This window comes from Enterococcus sp. 22-H-5-01, from assembly GCF_050310005.1.
GTDB classification, from domain to species: Bacteria; Bacillota; Bacilli; order Lactobacillales; family Enterococcaceae; genus Enterococcus_A; species Enterococcus_A hailinensis.
This window is the reverse complement of the sequence record NZ_CP189993.1, coordinates 1,590,212-1,610,198: the sequence shown is the minus strand read 5'-3', so window position 1 is coordinate 1,610,198 and position 19,987 is coordinate 1,590,212. Positions and strand designations below refer to the sequence as shown.

Genomic DNA, 19,987 nt, shown 5'->3' with positions numbered 1-19,987 from the left:
CATTGGTGGAAGCAGTCAAATCAAAACTTGCGAAATGCATCTCGGAGTGGCTTTAGCGATAGGTAGCTGAAGACGATTCACAGACGTTACCTGTATGTAAAAGGCAGAAATGCAAACAAAAGTGGGACCACGTTTAAGCGTCTTTTGAGGAAACTCAAATGACGCTTTTTTTGTTGATAAAAAGGTAATCAAAAAGCTAAAGTTTGGATTATTTTGAAATAGAATGGCTGTCAGTTATGCTTACATAGAAATGTTTCAGGAAATCAATCATACAATATAGTACCAATAAAATTGTATTGACCACATAGAAGGAGTTGAGAGAATGGGATGGTGGCGAGAAGCAATCACCGCTGCAAAGCGTAATGATCCAGCAGTTCGTTCAGGTATCGAAGTAGTATTGACCTATCCGGGAGTTCATGCGCTGTTTTTTCATCGGATTTCACACTTTCTTTATCGACAAGAACGATATGTACTTGCACGGATGCATTCCCAATTTTGGCGGTTTTTGACAGGTATCGAGATTCATCCTGGAGCCAAGATTGCTCCGGGAGTCTTTATTGATCATGGCATGGGTGTCGTGATCGGGGAGACAGCAGAGATCGAACGAGATGTTGTAATGTTTCATGGGGTCACCCTAGGTGGTACAGGAAAAGATACTGGCAAACGCCATCCAACTGTTCGGAAAGGTGCTTTTATCTCAGCAAATGTGCAAATTTTAGGTCCGATCGAAATCGGCGCACGAGCCAAAATTGGCGCAGGTGCAGTCGTTTTGAATGATATTCCAGCAGATACTACAGCTGTAGGCGTTCCAGCGCAAATAGTCAAATTAAAAGGAAAGAAGGTTCAACATGATTAAAATACACAATACCTTAACGCGTGAAAAAGAAATTTTTACTCCAATTGAAGAAAATAAAGTTCGGATGTATGTTTGCGGTCCAACTGTTTACAATTATATCCATATTGGGAACGCTCGTAGTTCTATCGCATTTGATGTGATTCGCCGGTACTTTGAATATCGTGGTTATGAGGTTAATTATGTATCGAATTTTACCGATGTCGATGACAAAATCATTAAAGCGGCAAAAGAATTATCCGTTACAGCACCTGAAGTAGCCGATCGTTTTATTGCGGCGTTTGAAGAAGATACTACTGCGTTAAATGTAAAACCAGCAACTTTACATCCACGTGTTATGGATCATATTTCTGATATTATTGAATTTATTCAAGTATTGGTAGATAAAGGATTTGCTTATGAAGCACAAGGCGATGTCTATTATCGTACACGGAAATTTGAGCATTATGGTGAATTAAGCGATCAATCAGTTGATGAGCTAGAGGTCGGTGCTAGTCAACGAACAGGTGCAGAACAAGTAATCAAAGAAGATCCGTTAGATTTTGCCCTTTGGAAAAGTGCAAAACCGGAAGAAATTTCATGGGAATCTCCATGGGGTGCTGGTCGACCAGGATGGCATATTGAATGTTCTGTGATGGCAACGAAACATTTAGGAGAGACCATTGATATCCATGGTGGCGGTCAAGATTTGGAGTTCCCGCATCATGAAAATGAAATTGCTCAAAGCGAAGCCAAAACAGGGAAACATTTTGCTAATTATTGGATGCATAATGGCTATGTAACGATCGGTGAAGATGATGTCAAAATGAGTAAATCACTAGGGAATTTTGTTACAGTCCACGATTTAGTTAAAGAAATCGATCCACAAATTTTACGTTTCTTTATGGCAACGACCCAGTATCGCCGTCCGATCCGTTATAGTGAAGCAACAATGAAAGATGCACAAGCAAATCTTCAGAAATTACGGACTGCATTTGAAAATGCCCTTTTCCGTCAATCAAACGCGGAAGAAAGTTTAGCGAATGATACGGAAAAATTGATCGAATTGCGTGAGTTGAAAGATCGTTTTATTGAAGAGATGGATGATGATTTTAATGCAGCTAATGGAATTACCGTCGTGTATGAAGTAGCAAAATGGTTGAATCATTATAATGAACAAACACAAGTTTCTACAAATGTTCTAACCGAAGCAGTCGCAGAATTTACTAAAATGCTAACTGTATTCGGGATTGAATTTCAAGCAGCTGGTTTGTTGGACGAAGAAGTTGATCAATTGATCGAGGAACGGAATCAAGCGAGAAAAGATAAAAATTTTGTTCGTAGCGATGAGATTCGAGATCAATTGAAAGAGCAGGGAATTATATTAGAAGACACTCCACAAGGTGTCCGTTGGAGACGAGCATAATGACAGATTATAAACAATTAAATGCATTAGCATTGGCCTATGTTGGCGATGCAATCTATGAAACATATGTCCGAGACCATCTCGTACGCGAAGGACAAACGCGTCCTAATAAGTTACATCATATGGCCACGCATTATGTTTCAGCCAAGGCGCAAGCAATGCTGATCCAAAAAATGCTGGAAGATGATATGCTGACAGAAGAAGAACAAGGAATCTATCGCCGTGGCCGTAATGCTAAGAGTTATACTTCAGCTAAAAATACCGATATCATGACGTATCGGATGTCGACAGGCTTTGAGGCTTTGATGGGATACTTACATCTATTAGAACGAAAAGAACGATTAGAAGAATTGATCGTGTGGTGTTTAAAGAAAGCAGGCGAAACAAATGAAAGATAAAAAAAAAGGGCGTGGAAATGATCGTCGCAACCAAAGAAAAAACGATCGACCGAAAGAGCGTCGTAAAAAAGAAGAAGTAGAAGTAATTGAATCAGAAGAAAATAATTTTGTCTTTGGTCATCATGCAACGGTGGAAGCTTTACAAACAGGTCGAGGAAATAAATTATTTTTACAAGAAGATGCACACGGGGACAAAATTGATCAATTAAAAAGTTTAGCTAAAGAACAAGCAGTTCCTGTAAAATGGGTACCAAAACAAAAATTGGATACACTAAGTGATGGTGGAGTTCATCAAGGAATCGTTCTAGGAATTACGCCCTATGAATATCTAACATTAGACGATCTATTAGTAAAGACCGCTGAAGTTGAAGCGCCATTTTTATTGATTTTAGATAGTTTAGAAGATCCACATAACTTTGGTTCTATTTTACGAACAGCAGATGCTAGTGGTGTTTCTGGTGTGATTATCCCAAAACATCGCTCGGTAGGAATTACACCGGTAGTAACGAAAGCCTCAACTGGTGCTGTAGAGTATGTGCCGATTGCTCGAGTAACTAACTTAGCTCAAAGTATCAAACAATTAAAAGAAGCTGGTTACTGGGTATTTGGAACAGATATGGAAGGGACAGATTATCGTCAATGGAAGGTTTCTGGACCAATCGCTTTAATTATCGGAAATGAAGGCAAAGGCATGAGTGCTGGTCTTAAAAAGGATGTCGATGAAATGTTGACAATTCCGATGACTGGGCATGTTCAAAGTCTAAATGCAGGAGTAGCTGCAGGTTTATTAATGTATGAGGTCTTTCGGAAGCGAAGTGAGTTGTAATGAAAAAACAGCTGTTGATCGTTGATGGATACAATATGATCGGGGCTTGGCCTGAACTCACGTTACTAAAAAATCAAGACCGGTTAGAAGAAGCAAGGGAAGCTTTGTTATTTCGTTTATCAAATTATGCTAAATATCAAGGGTTAGAAACAATCATTGTTTTTGATGCTCAATTTGTTCCCGGTATTACTCAAAGTTATAAAAAATATCAGTTGACAGTTGTTTTTACCAAAGAAGATGAGACAGCTGACAGCTATATTGAGCGGATCGCTCGCGAGTTGACGGATCGTTTGACTCAAGTAACAGTGGCTACAAGTGATCTCGCTGAACAATGGACGATTTTTTCTCAAGGCGCGTTACGAACTTCTGCTCGTGAATTATACAAATCTGTTCAACAAACGGAAGCCGTGATTACAGGGGATACAGAAGATACGCGATTTGAAAATTTCCGACGAAATTCGCCATGGGATAATGATCAATTGCAAAAATTGTCCCAAAAAATGGACGAATTAAGCAAAAAAAAATAAGTCCTTTTTTGTCGCCCCTCTCAAAGCTATTAGCGTGTATGCTGTAGTTGTTGAGAGGGGTGTTTTGAATGGAAAAACCAGAGAACTCAAAAAATTTTGATGATGAGTTTGAAGCGATATTCAGTAAGTATTTGCCGGTAGTTTATAAGATGCAATCTCGTTATTTGATCCGTGATTATGATTTTGATGATTGGCTGCAAGAAGGACGGATTGCCTTGTATGATGCTCTGAAAAGCTATCAAGAAGGTCGAGGCACAACATTTGGCTTGTATTACAAAATGGTTTTTGAAAATCGCGTCCGTTCTTTGCTACGCCGCCAACAAGCGAAAAAGAGACTAGCTCAGCACCAAGCTGTATCTATTGAAAAAGTAGGTCACGATAGTTTTAGTGAGCAATTTCAATATCATGAACAAATCGAAGAAAACATGTATATCTGCGAATTACTATCCAATGATAGTTTAGGCTTATCTGCTCTAGAGACATTGTCGTTGCATTATTATTTGCAAGGCAGGGAACCAGAAGATATCGCAGATTGTTTAGATGAATCAGAAAAGGCCATTCGTAATGCGATTAATCGTTCGAAGAATAAGTTGAAACGACTATTGTACCAATCGAAAAATAAATGAAAACGGATTCTCTAAGAAAATTATTCGATAGTTGCAATTCGTTTTATCTTATGATACATTGAAATTATTTTATATTTGTGCTATAATGTATGTTGAGGTGAACTGTATGCCAACAACTTTAGCGACTATTAAGAAAAACTTGGAAGATCGTATTGGTACTCCGATCATGCTTGTAGCTCAAACGGGGCGCAAGCGCCAAACACAACGCAAAGGGATCTTGACCGAGACATACCCTTCTGTATTTGTCGTTGATTTGGACCAAGAAGAGAATTCTTTCGAACGTGTTTCATACAGCTATTCTGATGTATTAACGCGTACAGTAGAGATCGAATTTTTATCAGAAGCAATTTAAAAACCATGGAGCAGCTGCTCCATGGTTTTTATTTTTCTTCATTTGAGAATGTTTCTTTAGTTGCTTTATTTTGTTCAACTAATAAATCGCGAATATCCGCTAAATAATCTTCAGCAGTTGCCACAGGGACTTCTGGTTCTTCTTCAGTTTTACTAGTTGCATCTTTCGCTTTATTCGCGGCTTTAACAATCAAGAATAAAACGAAACCTGTAATGATGAATGTGATCAATGCACTGATTACATCACCAAAAGCAAAAGTTACTCCCTTGACTGGTGTCCAGTCTAAAACAGACATCGCCTCATTCAGGTCTTTGCCATTTGTAAATAAAGAAACGATCAATCCGACAAGCGGTGTGATCAAACCATTAACGACATTTGTAACAATAGCAGTAAACGCAGTACCAATAACTACACCAACGGCAAGATCAATGACATTACCGCGCATCAAGAACTCTTTGAATTCTTTTATCATCTTGTCACTCCTCTCTTTCCGTTCTTATTTTTTAGTATAACCAAAGAAGAATAAATTTTAAAATAAAACAGCCTAGAGCTTAGTTCTGAATCCAGTTCTTACTACTTACCTGTGCTATAATTAGCCTTAATGGCAAGATAAAAATCCTTTTTGAATAAGGATCATAAAAAAGATAAATACATACATATAAGGAGCTTTGCAATGATCGAATTAAAGACCGGTGTGCGTTTGCATATCATTCCGACCCAAAAATATAAAACGATTCAAATCTATGGACGATTTACGACCCGTTTAACGAAAGAAGTTATGACTAAACGAGCATTACTAGCAAATCTATTAGAAACAAATTCTTCCAGCTATCCTGATCAAAGTCAATTGAGTGGGAAATTAGCAGAACTTTATGGTGCTAGTTTTGGTTTTAATGTAGGGCGTAAGGGGAACTTACACTGGCTGAATGTAGGATTAGGGATTGTGAATGGAAAATATGTGGATGATGACTCACTATTGCCAGCAGCAGTGGAGTTCTTTCAAGAAGTTATCTTTAATCCGAATATTCAAGCGGATCATTTTGACGAGCAGACTTTCCAACTAGAAAAAGAAAATTTGAAAAGCTATATTGAGTCGCTGAATGAAGATAAACAAACTTTGGCCTCATTAAAAATCAAAGAAACATATTTTACGGATGAAGCGCAGCAACTTCCAAGCTTTGGGACTATAACAGATCTTGAACAAATAACGAGCCAAAGTTTAGCAGCGTATTATCAAGAAATGTTGACACAAGACCAAATCGATTTATTTGTTATCGGCGATATAGAAGAAGACCAAATTATTGCGTTGTTTAAGCAGCTGCCGTTCACTGATCGTGAGACTAGTTTCCCATCTATTTATTACCATCAAACAAGCGATAATGTAATTCGGGAACAACAAATCCAAGAAACTGTTACACAAGGGAAATTGAACCTAGCATATGCAACAGATATCTATTATGAGGATGCGGATCGCTTTGCTTTACTGGTCTTTAACGGATTATTCGGGGGCTTCCCGCATTCAAAACTGTTCATGAATGTAAGAGAAAAAGCTAGTTTGGCTTATTATGCTTCAAGTTCTTTTGATACTTTCCGAGGATATATGCAAGTTCAAACGGGGATTAACAGTGGAGATCGAGAAAAAGTTCTGCGTTTGATCCGTGAACAATTACAAGAATTACAAGCTGGAGATTTTACGGAATTAGCTTTCCAACAAACAAAAGCTATGCTGAAAAATCATTATCTATTAGGGTTAGACAGTATGCAAAATACAATCGAGACCACCTATCTAGTGCAATGGTTGCCACAAAGCGAATTGACAGATGATGAGTGGTTAGCACGCTTAGCTGCAGTGACTCCAGAAGAAGTTCAAAAAGTCGCACAAAATATTCAATTACAAGCAATCTTCTTTTTAGATGGAGGTCAACAAAATGGATAAGTTAGTCTATCAACAAATCAATGAAACATTATATACAGAAGTCTTGCCAAACGGATTGACTGTCTATTTATTACCTAAAGATGGTTATCATAAAACTTATGGCTTATTTAGTACAAATTATGGTTCAATCGATAATGAGTTTGTACCGAGAGGTGGGAGTGAATTCATCAAAGTCCCTGATGGGATTGCTCATTTCTTGGAACATAAAATGTTTGAAAAAGAAGATGGAGATGTTTTCCAAAAATTTGGCGAGCAAGGTGCTTCAGCCAACGCATTTACTAGTTTTACTAAAACGAGTTACTTATTTTCAACGACTGATCAATTAGAATTGAATTTGGAAACATTACTAGATTTTGTTCAAGTACCTTATTTTACGCAGGAGTCTGTCCAAAAAGAACAAGGAATTATCGGACAAGAAATTCAAATGTACCAAGATGATCCTAGCTGGCAACAATTTTTTGCGATTTTGAAGAATATGTATCCGAACCATCCATTACATATCGACATCGCAGGAACAGTGGAATCAATCGCAGAAATTACAGCGGAAGATCTATATACTTGTTACAATACATTTTATCATCCAAGCAATATGACATTGTTCGTAGTGGGGAAACTTGAACCTGAAGAATTGATGACCTTTATTCGTAAAAATCAAGCAGAAAAAGATTTTGTAAAACCTGAACCTATCAAACGTCGATTCCCACAAGAGCTGACTTCAGATATCATCAAACAAAGTGATGCTAAAATGCCAATCACGATTCCAAAAGCTATCGTAGGAATCAAAGGGGTGTCTGCACTGCCTGAAGCAGACAAAGATCGGTTGGTATTTAAGCTTTCAATCGACCTATTATTCCAAATGTTGTTAGGTGCAACGTCACAAAATTATCTGCGTTTGTATAATGCAGGATTATTGGATGATAGCTTTGGCTATGATTTTTCGTTAGATCGTGGATTTTACTTTGCTGATTTTGGCGGTGACACCGAGGAACCTAAAAAACTGGCAGATCGCTTAGTTGAAATCTTACTTAATTTTGAGACAGATCCGGAAATCAATGAACAAAATCTAGTCTTGTTAAAGAAAAAAATGTTAGGTAAGTATTTCCAATCATTGAATTCATTGGAATACGTTGCCAATCAATTTACGCAGTCATTATTTGGTGAATGGACGTTATTCGATATGCCAGAAGTGATCCAGGAAATCCAATTGGATGATATTTTAGCTGCGGGCAAACAGTTGATCAAAGCAGAAGCCTTCACACGTTTTTATATGGAGAAGGAGGCATAAAATGCCTTATGCATTAGTGATGGGAGCTAGTGGGGACATCGGTCAGGCTATTTGTGAAAAATTAGCAGATCAAGGATGGTCATTGTATTGCCATTATAATCAGCAAAAACAAAAAGTATTAAATTTCGTTTCAGACTTACAGGAACGTTATCCCCAGCAAGATTTTTTTATGGTATCCTTAAACATGTTAAAAGAAGCAACCATTCCAAACTTTTTGGACCAGTTGTTCCAAGTAGATGGAATTGTTTTTGCCTCTGGTTTTACATTCTATGAGTTATTACCAGATACAACAACCAAACAGATGGATGCATTATGGCAGATCCATCTGAAGACGCCGTTGCTTTTATTGCAAGGGTTACAATCAAAATTAGCACAAAGTAAAAAGGGTCGAGTTGTCTTTGTCGGTTCTGTTTATGGACACCGTGGCAGCAGTATGGAGACTATCTATAGTGCGGTCAAGGGTGGTCAGGAAGCTTTTGCTAAGGCTTATGCAAAAGAAGTGGCAACATTGGGGATTACAGTAAATGTAATTGCACCGGGGGCTGTCCAAACTAAGATGAACGATACATGGTCTGATCAAGAAATAGCTGAATTGAAAGCCGAGATACCAATGGGACGTTTAGCTGCTCCGGAAGAGATTGCTTCAGCCTGTTCGTATTTATTTTCAGCGGAAGCCAGTTATACGACCGGAATCATCTTGCCTGTAGCAGGCGGTTGGTTAGAATAATCTGGTATTTTTGATTGGAAAATAATTGATAGTTTGAATAAACAATAGAAATAGACGTAATGATATTACGATCATTAAATGAAATGGGAGTAGAGAAGCAAGTGGCGAGTATTAATATTGGAGAAACGTTGCGTAAAGCTCGTATCGATAAAACAATCAGTTTAGATGAATTGCAGCAGCGTACAAAAATTCAAAAGCGGTATCTGCTGGCAATTGAAGAAAATGACTTTCAAGAATTACCGAGCGATTATTATTTGCGGACGTTTATTCGCCAATACGCAGACGAGGTAAATCTTGATGGAAATCATTTGATCGATGTATTGGATGGCAAAGATCAACCGAAGCCAACTTACCCCGAACTAGAAACTGTTGGGGAACTACGCAAAAATAAACATGCAGAAGATCCTAAAAAAATTCAATTCAGAGCAACGCTGCCAATGGTTGTCTTAGGATTGGTCGCTCTAGCGATCATTTCGGTAGTTGGTTATATGACATGGTTAGATCATCAGTCTTCAGCAATGATTTCAGAGAATAGTTCAGTCCAAGTAGAACGTTCGGCGGTCTCATCTTCTTCAGTTGTAAAAGTGTCATCTTCACAACCAGCAGCAACGACGGAAACATCTAAAGAACCAGAAAAGCCTAAAATGTCGATTGCGATGGAAAATAATGCAACAAGTGCCGCAACAATGAAAATCGAACATGCGGAAAAACCGTTGAAACTGACATTTACCGGAAAAGAGCGTGTGTGGGTCGGAGTTCAAGTCAATAATGCATTGATTTATCAATATACGTTACAAGCAAACGAATCACAAACCACTGAATTACCAGCAGATACAGCTCAAGCGGTCATCACTTTAGGAATTGCAAAGTATGGGGAAGTGAAGGTCAATGATCAAACACTAGACTTTCAACCAGCGGATTCTGCAACACAAAAAAATGTTACATTGAATATTGCTTACGCGTCTTAACTTTAAGACGAGGGAATAGAAATAGGGGGAACCATCAATGAACTTACCAAACAAATTGACGGTCTTACGGATCTTTATGATTCCATTATTTATGATCGTTGTTTTAGTACCTTGGGATTGGGGAACGATCCAAGCTGGAAATACTAATTTAGCTATAACACAGCTAGTTGGAGCGATTATTTTTGCGATTGCCAGCTATACCGACCACTTAGATGGAAAAATCGCTCGTGCCCGCGGTTTAGTAACCAATTTCGGGAAATTTGCGGATCCATTAGCAGATAAAATGTTGGTTATGACCGCATTTATTGTTTTAGTTGAACAAGGAAAAGCACCTTCTTGGGTCATTGCGATCATCGTTTGTCGTGAACTAGCTGTGACTGGTTTACGTTTATTGATCGTAGAACAAGGTGGCGGTGTAATGGCTGCTGCAATGCCTGGGAAAATCAAAACTGCTACTCAAATGGCCGGGATCGTCTTGCTTTATTTGAATAATGTACCATTCAATTATATTGGTATTCCGATGGATCAAATCATGTTGTATGTTTGCTTATTCTTTACTATTTACTCAGGGTATGATTACTTTGCTAAAAATACTTCGATTTTTAGAGGATCGATGTAATAGTAGTTGGAACGATACGAAAAGTATCGTTCTTTTTTTATTTTTAAGACAATAAATTTTAGCGATTACTTACAAATATGACAGTCAATCATTCCTTAAATCAACGGTTTTCTGTTATAGTTGAAAAAATAGCGTACCTTTAGAAAGAAGAGAATTCAATGAAAGCAGAAATTATTGCAGTCGGCACAGAATTATTATTAGGACAAGTGGTAAATACTAATGCCACATTTTTATCAGAAAAATTAGCTGATATGGGAATCGAAGTCTATTTCCATACAGTGGTTGGAGATAATCCAGCGCGTTTAGAAGAATTACTTCAGTTAGCAGACCAACGTAGTGAATTGATTATTTTATGCGGTGGTTTAGGACCGACAGATGATGATTTGACTAAAAATGTTTTAGCTGATCATGTCGGTGTACCATTAGTACAAAATGAAGCTGGATTAATAGCGTTAAATGAATTTTTTGCGCAACGTCAAACAACGATGACACCCAATAATTTACGTCAAATAGAAACATTGAAAGATGGGATTCCATTACCTAACCGTACTGGTTTAGCAATTGGTTGCTTGTATAAGGGAGAAAAAAATAATTATATTTTGTTGCCAGGGCCACCGAGTGAATTAAAACCTATGTTTATTGAACAAGCACGTCCGTTATTAGAAAAAGAATTTCCAACAACTGAAAAGCTAACTTCAAGAGTTCTACGCTTCTTTGGTATTGGAGAATCAAAATTAGTAACTGATTTAGCTGACCTGATTGAGAATCAGACGAATCCAACAATTGCTCCTTATGCCAAACCAAATGAAGTAACGTTGCGAATCACTGCGAAAACAACAGACGAAACTTCTGCAAAAGCATTATTAGACCAAGCAGAGTCAGAGATTTTAGCTACAGTCGGAGATTTTTTCTATGGTTATGGTGAAGAAAATAGTTTGGCGGAAGTCGTAGTAGATTTACTAAAAGAAAATCAGCTCAATCTAACAGCGGCAGAAAGTCTGACAGCCGGTGAATTCCAAGCTACTTTAGGAAACATCTCAGGAGTATCAGAAGTGTTTCCAGGAGGTTTTGTGACTTATTCTAAAGAAACTAAAGCAAATTTCTTAGGAATCGACCCTGAACTACTAGAACATGAAGGGGTGGTTAGTGAAGTTTGTGCCAAAGCAATGGCGGAAGCTGCTTTGGATTTGGCTAAAACAGATTTTGCACTCTCTTTCACCGGTGTTGCTGGTCCAGATGAATTAGAAGGGAAAGCTAAAGGTACGGTATTTATTGCGCTGGCTCAAAAAGGAAAAGCAACTATCGTTACCGAAAATCATTTCAGCCGTGACCGTGCGTATATCCGTCATAGTTCAGTGATGAAAGGCTTAGACATGGTTCGGCGAGCAATTCTAAACAAAATCTAAAAATGCGAATGTTTGTTCGTTTTTTACTTGCTTTTTTACTTCTAACCCGATAAACTGAGATTATTGAAAAAGCATTAATGATGTGAAAACATATTTAGTATAGAGATGTTTATCATGAATTTGGACGCCTGTAATACGGACGTCTTGATAGATAAACTATGGGAAATATATTGAAAATTATTTTTTGTCATCTTGAGACTGTGATGAATACATCAATAAGAATTAGGAGGATCAGCTATTGGCTAATGATCGTAAAGCAGCATTGGATGCTGCAATGAAGAAGATTGAAAAGAATTACGGAAAAGGTTCGATCATGAAATTAGGAGAAAAGGTCGACCAGCAAATTTCTACGATCCCAAGTGGTTCGTTAGCATTGGATGTTGCATTAGGTGTAGGCGGATATCCCCGCGGTCGGATCATCGAAGTTTATGGGCCAGAAAGTTCTGGTAAAACTACGGTGGCATTACACGCTATTGCAGAGGTTCAAAAACATGGCGGAACAGCGGCCTTTATCGATGCTGAGCATGCGCTGGATCCTCAATACGCACAGCGTTTAGGTGTTAATATTGATGAATTGCTATTGTCACAACCAGATACAGGTGAACAAGGGCTGGAAATCGCTGATGCGCTTGTTTCTAGTGGTGCGGTAGATATCATCGTTATCGACTCCGTAGCGGCATTAGTACCACGTGCTGAAATCGATGGGGAGATGGGTGATGCTCATGTTGGGTTGCAAGCTCGCTTGATGTCACAAGCATTGCGTAAACTATCTGGTTCAATCAATAAGACTAAGACGATTGCAGTCTTTATCAACCAAATTCGGGAAAAGGTCGGTGTTATGTTCGGTAATCCAGAAGTAACTCCTGGTGGACGTGCATTGAAATTTTATGCGACGGTTCGTTTAGAAGTTCGTCGTGCAGAGCAATTGAAAAATGGTACGGATATCGTAGGGAACCGTACAAAAATCAAAGTAGTAAAAAATAAAGTTGCGCCACCATTCAAGGTCGCAGAAGTAGATATCATGTATGGCCTGGGTATCTCGCAAGAAGGCGAATTATTAGATATGGCTGTTGAACAAGACATCATCGATAAAAGTGGTGCTTGGTATGGTTATAAAGAAGATCGTATCGGACAAGGTCGTGAAAATGCGAAGAAATACTTAGCAGATCATCCTGAAATGATGGCTGAAGTTGCCACTCGTGTACGTGCAGCTTACGGTATCGGTGATGAACTTCCAGAAGTAGAAGAAGTAGGTCAAGAAGAATTGCCGATTGAAGAATAAAAAACAAAAAGACGGTAATAATCGAGTGGATTCACTCAGTTATTACCGTCTTTTTTCGTCATATTTTACAACAATGCTAAGCGCTTTATTTCTTAGCCTGACAAAAGATAAATAAAGTTGACACGCTATCAGACAAACATTAGAATAAAGTTGTGTGGCAGACACACATATGCAAGTAGGCATATTGATAATTTAGCATTCGTTTATCAAAAAACTACAGATAAGTAAATAAGATAGTACGGAGGTGGATTTAATGTTAGTTCCTATTCTCCTCGCTATCATCGGTTTAATTGTCGGTCTTGGTTTAGGTTTAATGGTCGCGAAATCACGTCATGAAAAAGAAATTGATGGAGCACAAAACTCAGCTAGAGGGATCATCGCACATGCGAACAAAGAAGCAGAGACCTTGAAGAAAGAAGCTTTGTTAGAAGCCAAAGAAGAAAACCAGCAGTATCGCGCACAAGTTGAAAGTGAGTTGAAAGAAAGCAAACAAGAATTAAAATCACAAGAAAATCGCTTGCTTCAAAGAGAACAGACTTTAGATCGTAAAGACGATTCTCTCGAGAAGCGTGAGCACTCACTGGAAGAAAAAGAAACAAAAATCAGTGCTAGACAACAATTAATTGACGAGCGAGAAAAAGATGTAGAACAACTGATTACAGAACAAAAAACAAAATTGGAACAAGTTGCTTCATTGACTAAAGATGAAGCAAAAGAAATAATCATGAAGACGACAGAAGAGGAATTGAACCATGAGTTAACTGTTATGGTCAAAGAATCTGAACAACGTGCGAAGGAAGAAGCTGATCGTAAAGCGAAAAATCTTTTAGCGATGGCGATTCAACGTTGTGGGGCTGATGCTGTTTCTGAGACGACTGTGTCAGTCGTTACATTGCCTAATGATGAGATGAAAGGTCGTATCATTGGTCGTGAAGGTCGAAATATTCGAACGTTAGAAACATTGACAGGGATTGATTTGATTATTGATGATACACCAGAAGCAGTCGTTTTATCTGGTTTTGATCCAATTAGACGAGAAATCGCCCGCATGACATTGGAAAAACTGATTCAAGATGGTCGGATCCATCCGGCTCGAATTGAAGAGATGGTCGAAAAATCTCGTAAAGAAATGGATGAACGGATTCGCGAATATGGCGAGCAAGCTGCTTTTGAAGTTGGGGCGCATACGCTACATCCAGATTTGATCAAGATCTTAGGTCGTTTACATTTCCGCACAAGTTACGGTCAAAATGTATTGAACCATTCCGTAGAAGTTGCTAAATTAACAGGTGTCCTAGCTGCTGAGCTAGGCGAAGATGTTCAATTAGCGCAACGTGCAGGGTTATTGCATGATATTGGTAAAGCACTGGATCATGAAATCGAAGGTTCTCACGTTGAGATCGGTGCGGAACTTGCAGCGAAGTATCGTGAAAATCCAGTTGTTATCAATGCAATTGCTTCTCATCATGGAGATACTGAAGCAACTTCAGTTATTTCGGTTTTAGTTGCTGCTGCCGATGCCGTTTCAGCTGCTAGACCTGGTGCTCGAAGTGAATCATTAGAAAACTATGTTCGTCGTCTACAAAACTTAGAAAATATTTCAAATAGTTTTGATGGCGTAGAGTCAAGTTTTGCTGTTCAAGCAGGACGTGAAGTACGTGTCATGGTCAAACCAGAAGAAATTTCCGATTTGGATTCTGTTCGATTAGTTCGCGATATTCGTCGTAAGATTGAAGATGAGCTGGATTATCCAGGACATATCAAAGTCGTCGTTATTCGTGAGACACGAGCAACTGATTATGCAAAATAAAAGAAAAACCTCTTTATGAGGTTTTTTTTTATTTTCTAAAACTCTTATAAAGATGGAAAAGAATAGCGTCAAAGTACGATTTCATTTAAAATAGACCTTAAGTATAAGGAAGAGTGGAGAAAAAGAATGACGACTATTATTAGTTGGTTTAAACGCCATGGAACATTGCTTAAAATCATATTCTTTGGGATCGTTTTATTTTTTGTTGCAAATCAAGTAAAAAATATTGCCCACGGAATGAGCTGGCAAACAGTTTGGCAAACGATCAAACAACAAAATCAGCTTTCTTTATTCGCGATGTTTGTGATAGGACTTTGTGGAGTATTACCAATGCTGTTATATGATCATGTGGCGATTACTACTTTAGAAAGAGCGGGCCGCCCACGAATGGAGCGTAAAGAATGGTTTGTTTCAGCTTGGACGACGAATACGATCAATAACTTAGCTGGTTTCGGTGGAATTGTAGGAGTAAGCCTTCGATCTAGTTTTTACGGCAAAGGAATGGAAAAAAAGAAAGTTCTAGCCGTGATCTCAAAAATTGCTATTTTTATGTTAGCGGGCCTATCGATCATGGCGTTTTTTACAGCACTGGATTTATTTTTTTTCCGGACGCAGAATTCTTTTGTACGTTATCGGATTTGGTTATTAATTGGTGGACTTTTTGCACCAGTATTATTTGGGTTTGTCTATTCTCGCAGACGAACGCTGTTTAAAGAATTTCAGTTAAAACAGATCGTTGAATTATTTATAGCTTCTATCGGACAATGGTTGGGAGCCATGTTGGTATTTTTAGCGGTCGGTTTTTTGATGGGTGCTAGGATAAACATGGGCGATGTCTATCCGCTATTTGTGATAGCTACCGGTCTAGGAATGTTGACAATGGTACCTGGAGGCGCTGGGACATTTGATGTAATGATGATTTTAGGTCTTGGACATCTCGGACTTAATCAAAGTACTGCGGTAGTATGGATCCTTTTTTATCGGATCGTTTATTATTTGATTCCTTTTGTAACAGGCATCGTGATTTTCTTGACGAATACGAGTGTTAAGATGAATCGCTATTTTGATAATTTACCACGCTTGATTTCGCAAAAATTTGCTCATGGATTATTAGTAACGGCTGTCTATTTTGCAGCGATTATGATGATCTTATTATCGACATTGACGAATCTATCGAACATCAGTCGTTTGTTCCAAGTATTGCTGCCGTTTTCTTTTAATTTTTTAGATCAAACGCTAAATTTATTGATTGGCTTTTTATTGCTAGGCTTTGCACGGGGAATTTCACAAAAAGTTCAGCGCGCTTTTTGGCCAACGATCCTTTTATTGATTTTTGGGATTATCAATACCGTCGCTCGAACGGCATCGATTCGCTTGATTGTGGTATATCTATTGATTCTATTGATCGTCTGGATGTCGCGAAAAGAATTCTATCGTCAAAAGCTTGTCTATTCATGGGGCGCGATTTTATTTGATGGTACGTTGTTTGGTCTCCTATTTATCTTTTACGCAGTTGCGGGCTATCATCGAGGTCAAATTTGGAGCACTGAGCGATTAAGTAGTAAATATTTTGCCTTTCCTTCTGAAGAAATTTGGTTTTCAGGATTAATTGGTTTGATTTTATCGATCCTATGTTTAGCAATTTTGTATCACTACCTGACTCAAAGTGAAGAGCAACTAGGAGCTGCTTGGGATGAAAAACGATTCAATTATTTGATTCAGCGATATGGTGGGACGGCAGCAAGTCATTATTTAAGAGTTCCCGGGTACCATTACTACTATTATAAAGAGAATGGGAATGACCAAATCGTTTTTGGTTTCCAAATCAGAGCAGACAAATGTTTCATCCTAGGTGATCCAATCGGTAATCCTGATAAATGGCAAGCAGCGACGTTGGCATTTATGGAACAAGCAGATCGCCTAGGCTATCAATTAGCTTTTTATAAAATATCCGAAGATTATGTATTGTTGTTACATGATTTAGGATTTCACTTTGATAAAATCGGCGAAACAGGCGTGACCGATTTTACGAAACATCCAAATGATGTTTTCTCGGATCGTTTTGAATTCAAACGGTTGGCCAACGAAGGCTATCAATTTTCTTATTTTGAACAATTGCCTACAGAGATCTTTGATGAATTAGAAGAGATTTCTCATGAATGGCTAAATGGCGAGAAAGAAAAATATTTCTCTGTTGGACGTTTTGATCGTGAGTATCTACGTACAAGTCACATTGGGATCGCACGAGATCCTGAGAATAAAATTATTGGCTTTATTACTGAACAACCCATGACTCAGGAAAAAGCTTCTTTCGATCTTTTACGCTTTAGAAATAATGTTCCTAATGAATTGCCGACTTTTTTGAAATTGCATTTGATGGATGAGTTAAAAAAACAAGGGTATCAAGAAGCTTTCCAAGGAATGGCCCCTTTTGCTAAAGTTGGGGAAACATCTTTTGCTTTTCTAGGTGAACGAATCATGAATTTGATTTATAAATATGGGAATTCTATCTACGCTTTCCAACAAGTAACGGAAGAGAAAACAATCTATGTCGATCAATGGAAGCCAAGATACTTTGCTTATATGAAGAGTAGTAGCTTTCTATTCTCCGCTATGCAATTATTGTTGCTAATTGGACGAGGGAAAAATAAAGGCGCGACTATCTCTGATGAAATGATCGAAGTTTAAAAGACGAGCATCGTGCTCGTCTTTTTTGTATATATAAATTCACTTTTCAACTTGTAGTTATTCAAGACGAAAAATTCAACGAAACGAATGGAGCTATGCTAGAATGAAGTATCTATACTTTTGATAATGGCTATGTTAGAATCTTCTAGTGAAAAATTTGAATGGGTGAGAAAATGGAAATTATGGAGAAAGCCCCAGCTAAAATCAATTTAGGCCTCGATATTCTCGGAAAACGGTCGGATGGTTTACATGAGCTGGCAATGGTGATGGCCAGCATTGATTTGGCAGACCGCTTATATTTGGAAGAAATTCCTGAAGATAAAATCATTATTGAAACAAATAAGGCTTTTTTACCCACGGATAAAAAGAACCATGTCTATGAAGCATTGGAATTAGTTAAAGAACGCTTTGGGATAAAACAAGGTTTACAAGTCAAAATTCATAAAGAAATTCCCGTAGCGGCCGGCTTAGGTGGTGGATCTACGGATTCAGCTGCTGCGTTGCGAGCAGTTAATCGCTTATGGGATTTGGGTTTATCAATGGAAGAACTTGCGAGTCTTGGTGCTGAAGTCGGTTCAGATGTTCCCTATTGTGTGTATGGTCAGACTTCTTTAGTAGAGGGTTTTGGTGAAAAAGTTACCCCGATTGCCCCAATGCCGCAATGCTGGGTCGTAGTAGTTAAACCGCGGATGAGTGTTTCTACCCGTGCAATTTTTGCTCAGATCGTGATGGAAGATTTATACCATCCTGATATTTCAGCATTAGTTTCAGCTATCGAAGCAGGAGATTACCAAAAAATGACTCAAAATTTAGGTAACTCAATGGAAGTTGTTACGATCAGAAAGCATCCGGTGATCCAACAATTAAAAGACCAAATGCTAAAATACGGAGCGGATGCCGCGATGATGAGCGGAAGCGGTCCGACTGTCTATGCTTTGTGTCATAAATATTCACGAGCAAAGCATGTGATGAATGCTCTAAAAGGTTTTTGTGAGGAAGTCTATCTGGTTCGGACATTGAAGTAGGTCATAGTGATCTACTTTTTTTATGGTTAATAAAATAACGATTTTTCGATATTGAAGCGAATACAGGTACCGCTATTCATATGACTGCTAAGACATTTATTTTACGGTTTAACAAGTTTTCAGCGTTTTAAATCGTAAATTTTACGATTTGTATTGACGAATAGAAAAACATTTGTTAGATTTATTCTTGTCTTAAAAAAGAAGAGAAGGTGCTTAGAAAGATGAAAATGAAAAAAGGACTACTTCTAGCAGGAGCTGTGTTATTATCTGTAGTATTAACAGCTTGTGGTGGTCAAAGTAAAAAAGAAGCGTCATCTGATGATGGAAAAATTCAAGTAGAAACAACTTTTTATCCAATGTATGAATTTACCAAAGAGGTAGTTGGAAATAAAGGGAATGTTGACTTAATCATCCCGGCAGGAACAGAACCCCATGATTTCGAGCTTTCAGCTAAAGATTTAGCTAAAATTTCGAAAGCAGACGTTTTTGTATATAATAGTTCAGCTTTAGAAAAATGGGCTTCTGATATTGATTCAGTCGATAAAGATAAAACAGAAGTGATTGAAGCTTCAAAAGGTATTACTTTGATGAACGGTGTTGCTGAAGAAGAAGACGGATCAGATGATTCATCATCTATCGAAGCTTCAACAGATGCGAATACAATGGACCCTCATGTATGGTTAGATCCTGTTTTAGCTATCAAAGAAGTTGAAACTATTCGTGATCAATTAAGTAAAAAATATCCAGATGATAAAGCAACCTTTGAAAAAAATGCGGCAAGTTATATCACGAAATTAAAAGCATTAGATCAAGATTACCAAACAGCCTTTAAAGATGTATCAAATAAATCATTCGTTACACAACATGCGGCGTTCGGTTACCTAGCTAAACAATACGGCTTAACACAAGAAGCAATCGCTGGTATTTCACCAGACCAAGAACCTTCAGCAAGCCGTTTGAGCGAATTAAAAGAATATGTTGAAAAAAATAATGTTCAAGTAATTTACTTTGAAGAAAACGCGTCATCAAAAGTTGCTGAAACATTAGCATCAGAAACAGGCGTGAAATTGACTGTCTTAAATCCATTAGAAAGTTTAACCAATAAACAAATCAAAAATGGTGAAACATATCTTACTGTTATGCAAGACAACTTGAATGCATTAAAAGAAAGTGTAAAATAAAAGTATTATACTTAGACAACACAAAATTTTAATATAAAATAGAAGTACTACTCGAGCCACATCAAAATCAATT

At 38.0% G+C, this 19,987-nt stretch carries 19 protein-coding genes and 1 other annotated feature (1 of these 20 only partly in view); of the genes, 18 read left to right on the top strand and 1 reads right to left on the bottom strand.

What is annotated here, in order from left to right:
- Nucleotides 1-148 (top strand) — a binding site (T-box leader); it begins 53 nt to the left of the window's first position.
- A 174-nt stretch (nucleotides 149-322) separates the two neighbouring features.
- The 7 genes from epsC (at nucleotide 323) to ACQKTA_RS08125 (ending at nucleotide 4,987) form a co-directional block, all read left to right on the top strand.
- Nucleotides 323-856, top strand: a complete 534-nt coding sequence (gene epsC, locus ACQKTA_RS08155) for a serine O-acetyltransferase EpsC (protein WP_427813397.1) — start codon at nucleotides 323-325, stop codon at nucleotides 854-856.
- Nucleotides 849-2,258, top strand: coding sequence for a cysteine--tRNA ligase (cysS, locus tag ACQKTA_RS08150; RefSeq protein WP_427813396.1), 1,410 nt, complete (start codon nucleotides 849-851; stop codon nucleotides 2,256-2,258). Before epsC ends, cysS begins: the two co-directional genes overlap by 8 nt.
- Nucleotides 2,258-2,656 (top strand): Mini-ribonuclease 3, encoded by a 399-nt coding sequence (locus tag ACQKTA_RS08145; RefSeq protein ID WP_427813395.1) that lies wholly within the window; start codon nucleotides 2,258-2,260, stop codon nucleotides 2,654-2,656. The genes cysS and ACQKTA_RS08145 overlap by 1 nt, the downstream gene beginning before the upstream one ends.
- Nucleotides 2,646-3,482, top strand: coding sequence for a 23S rRNA (guanosine(2251)-2'-O)-methyltransferase RlmB (gene rlmB, locus ACQKTA_RS08140; protein WP_427813394.1), 837 nt, complete (start codon nucleotides 2,646-2,648; stop codon nucleotides 3,480-3,482). Before ACQKTA_RS08145 ends, rlmB begins: the two co-directional genes overlap by 11 nt.
- On the top strand, nucleotides 3,482-4,009 hold the full coding sequence (locus ACQKTA_RS08135; RefSeq protein ID WP_332579872.1) for an NYN domain-containing protein: 528 nt from the start codon (nucleotides 3,482-3,484) through the stop codon (nucleotides 4,007-4,009). The genes rlmB and ACQKTA_RS08135 overlap by 1 nt, the downstream gene beginning before the upstream one ends.
- Nucleotides 4,010-4,077: 68 nt before the next feature.
- A complete protein-coding gene (locus tag ACQKTA_RS08130) occupies nucleotides 4,078-4,635 on the top strand; it encodes a sigma-70 family RNA polymerase sigma factor (RefSeq protein WP_427813393.1) in 558 nt (185 codons plus the stop codon).
- A 106-nt stretch (nucleotides 4,636-4,741) separates the two neighbouring features.
- Nucleotides 4,742-4,987 (top strand): Veg family protein, encoded by a 246-nt coding sequence (locus ACQKTA_RS08125; RefSeq protein ID WP_332579870.1) that lies wholly within the window; start codon nucleotides 4,742-4,744, stop codon nucleotides 4,985-4,987.
- A gap of 28 nt (nucleotides 4,988-5,015) precedes the next feature.
- On the opposite strand, the gene mscL is transcribed toward ACQKTA_RS08125, so the two are convergent.
- The gene (mscL, locus tag ACQKTA_RS08120; protein ID WP_427813392.1) at nucleotides 5,016-5,459 is read right to left on the bottom strand and encodes a large conductance mechanosensitive channel protein MscL; all 444 of its coding nucleotides are present in this window, start codon (nucleotides 5,457-5,459) and stop codon (nucleotides 5,016-5,018) included.
- Nucleotides 5,460-5,660: 201 nt separating this feature from the next.
- Here mscL and yfmF point away from each other — a divergent pair, with 201 nt between their 5' ends.
- The 11 genes from yfmF to ACQKTA_RS08065 all read left to right on the top strand — a co-directional run bounded on the left by yfmF (nucleotide 5,661) and on the right by ACQKTA_RS08065 (nucleotide 19,914).
- Nucleotides 5,661-6,923, top strand: coding sequence for an EF-P 5-aminopentanol modification-associated protein YfmF (gene yfmF, locus ACQKTA_RS08115; RefSeq protein WP_427813391.1), 1,263 nt, complete (start codon nucleotides 5,661-5,663; stop codon nucleotides 6,921-6,923).
- Nucleotides 6,916-8,208, top strand: coding sequence for an EF-P 5-aminopentanol modification-associated protein YfmH (gene yfmH, locus ACQKTA_RS08110; protein ID WP_332579867.1), 1,293 nt, complete (start codon nucleotides 6,916-6,918; stop codon nucleotides 8,206-8,208). The genes yfmF and yfmH overlap by 8 nt, the downstream gene beginning before the upstream one ends.
- Nucleotide 8,209: 1 nt before the next feature.
- A complete protein-coding gene (gene ymfI, locus ACQKTA_RS08105) occupies nucleotides 8,210-8,935 on the top strand; it encodes an elongation factor P 5-aminopentanone reductase (RefSeq protein ID WP_427813390.1) in 726 nt (241 codons plus the stop codon).
- A 59-nt stretch (nucleotides 8,936-8,994) separates the two neighbouring features.
- The gene (locus ACQKTA_RS08100; protein WP_427813389.1) at nucleotides 8,995-9,903 is read left to right on the top strand and encodes a RodZ domain-containing protein; all 909 of its coding nucleotides are present in this window, start codon (nucleotides 8,995-8,997) and stop codon (nucleotides 9,901-9,903) included.
- A gap of 37 nt (nucleotides 9,904-9,940) precedes the next feature.
- Nucleotides 9,941-10,522 (top strand): CDP-diacylglycerol--glycerol-3-phosphate 3-phosphatidyltransferase, encoded by a 582-nt coding sequence (gene pgsA / locus ACQKTA_RS08095; RefSeq protein ID WP_427813388.1) that lies wholly within the window; start codon nucleotides 9,941-9,943, stop codon nucleotides 10,520-10,522.
- A gap of 158 nt (nucleotides 10,523-10,680) precedes the next feature.
- Complete coding sequence (locus ACQKTA_RS08090) at nucleotides 10,681-11,928, top strand: competence/damage-inducible protein A (protein WP_427813387.1); 1,248 nt, start codon at nucleotides 10,681-10,683, stop codon at nucleotides 11,926-11,928.
- A gap of 238 nt (nucleotides 11,929-12,166) precedes the next feature.
- The gene (gene recA / locus ACQKTA_RS08085) at nucleotides 12,167-13,210 is read left to right on the top strand and encodes a recombinase RecA (protein WP_332579862.1); all 1,044 of its coding nucleotides are present in this window, start codon (nucleotides 12,167-12,169) and stop codon (nucleotides 13,208-13,210) included.
- Between the two features lie 253 nt (nucleotides 13,211-13,463).
- The gene (rny, locus tag ACQKTA_RS08080) at nucleotides 13,464-15,020 is read left to right on the top strand and encodes a ribonuclease Y (protein ID WP_332579861.1); all 1,557 of its coding nucleotides are present in this window, start codon (nucleotides 13,464-13,466) and stop codon (nucleotides 15,018-15,020) included.
- A gap of 126 nt (nucleotides 15,021-15,146) precedes the next feature.
- Nucleotides 15,147-17,708 (top strand): bifunctional lysylphosphatidylglycerol flippase/synthetase MprF, encoded by a 2,562-nt coding sequence (gene mprF / locus ACQKTA_RS08075; protein ID WP_427813386.1) that lies wholly within the window; start codon nucleotides 15,147-15,149, stop codon nucleotides 17,706-17,708.
- A 173-nt stretch (nucleotides 17,709-17,881) separates the two neighbouring features.
- Nucleotides 17,882-18,733, top strand: a complete 852-nt coding sequence (gene ispE, locus ACQKTA_RS08070; protein ID WP_427814528.1) for a 4-(cytidine 5'-diphospho)-2-C-methyl-D-erythritol kinase — start codon at nucleotides 17,882-17,884, stop codon at nucleotides 18,731-18,733.
- A 227-nt stretch (nucleotides 18,734-18,960) separates the two neighbouring features.
- Complete coding sequence (locus ACQKTA_RS08065) at nucleotides 18,961-19,914, top strand: metal ABC transporter substrate-binding protein (protein WP_427814527.1); 954 nt, start codon at nucleotides 18,961-18,963, stop codon at nucleotides 19,912-19,914.
- The last annotated feature ends 73 nt before the right edge of the window (nucleotides 19,915-19,987 follow it).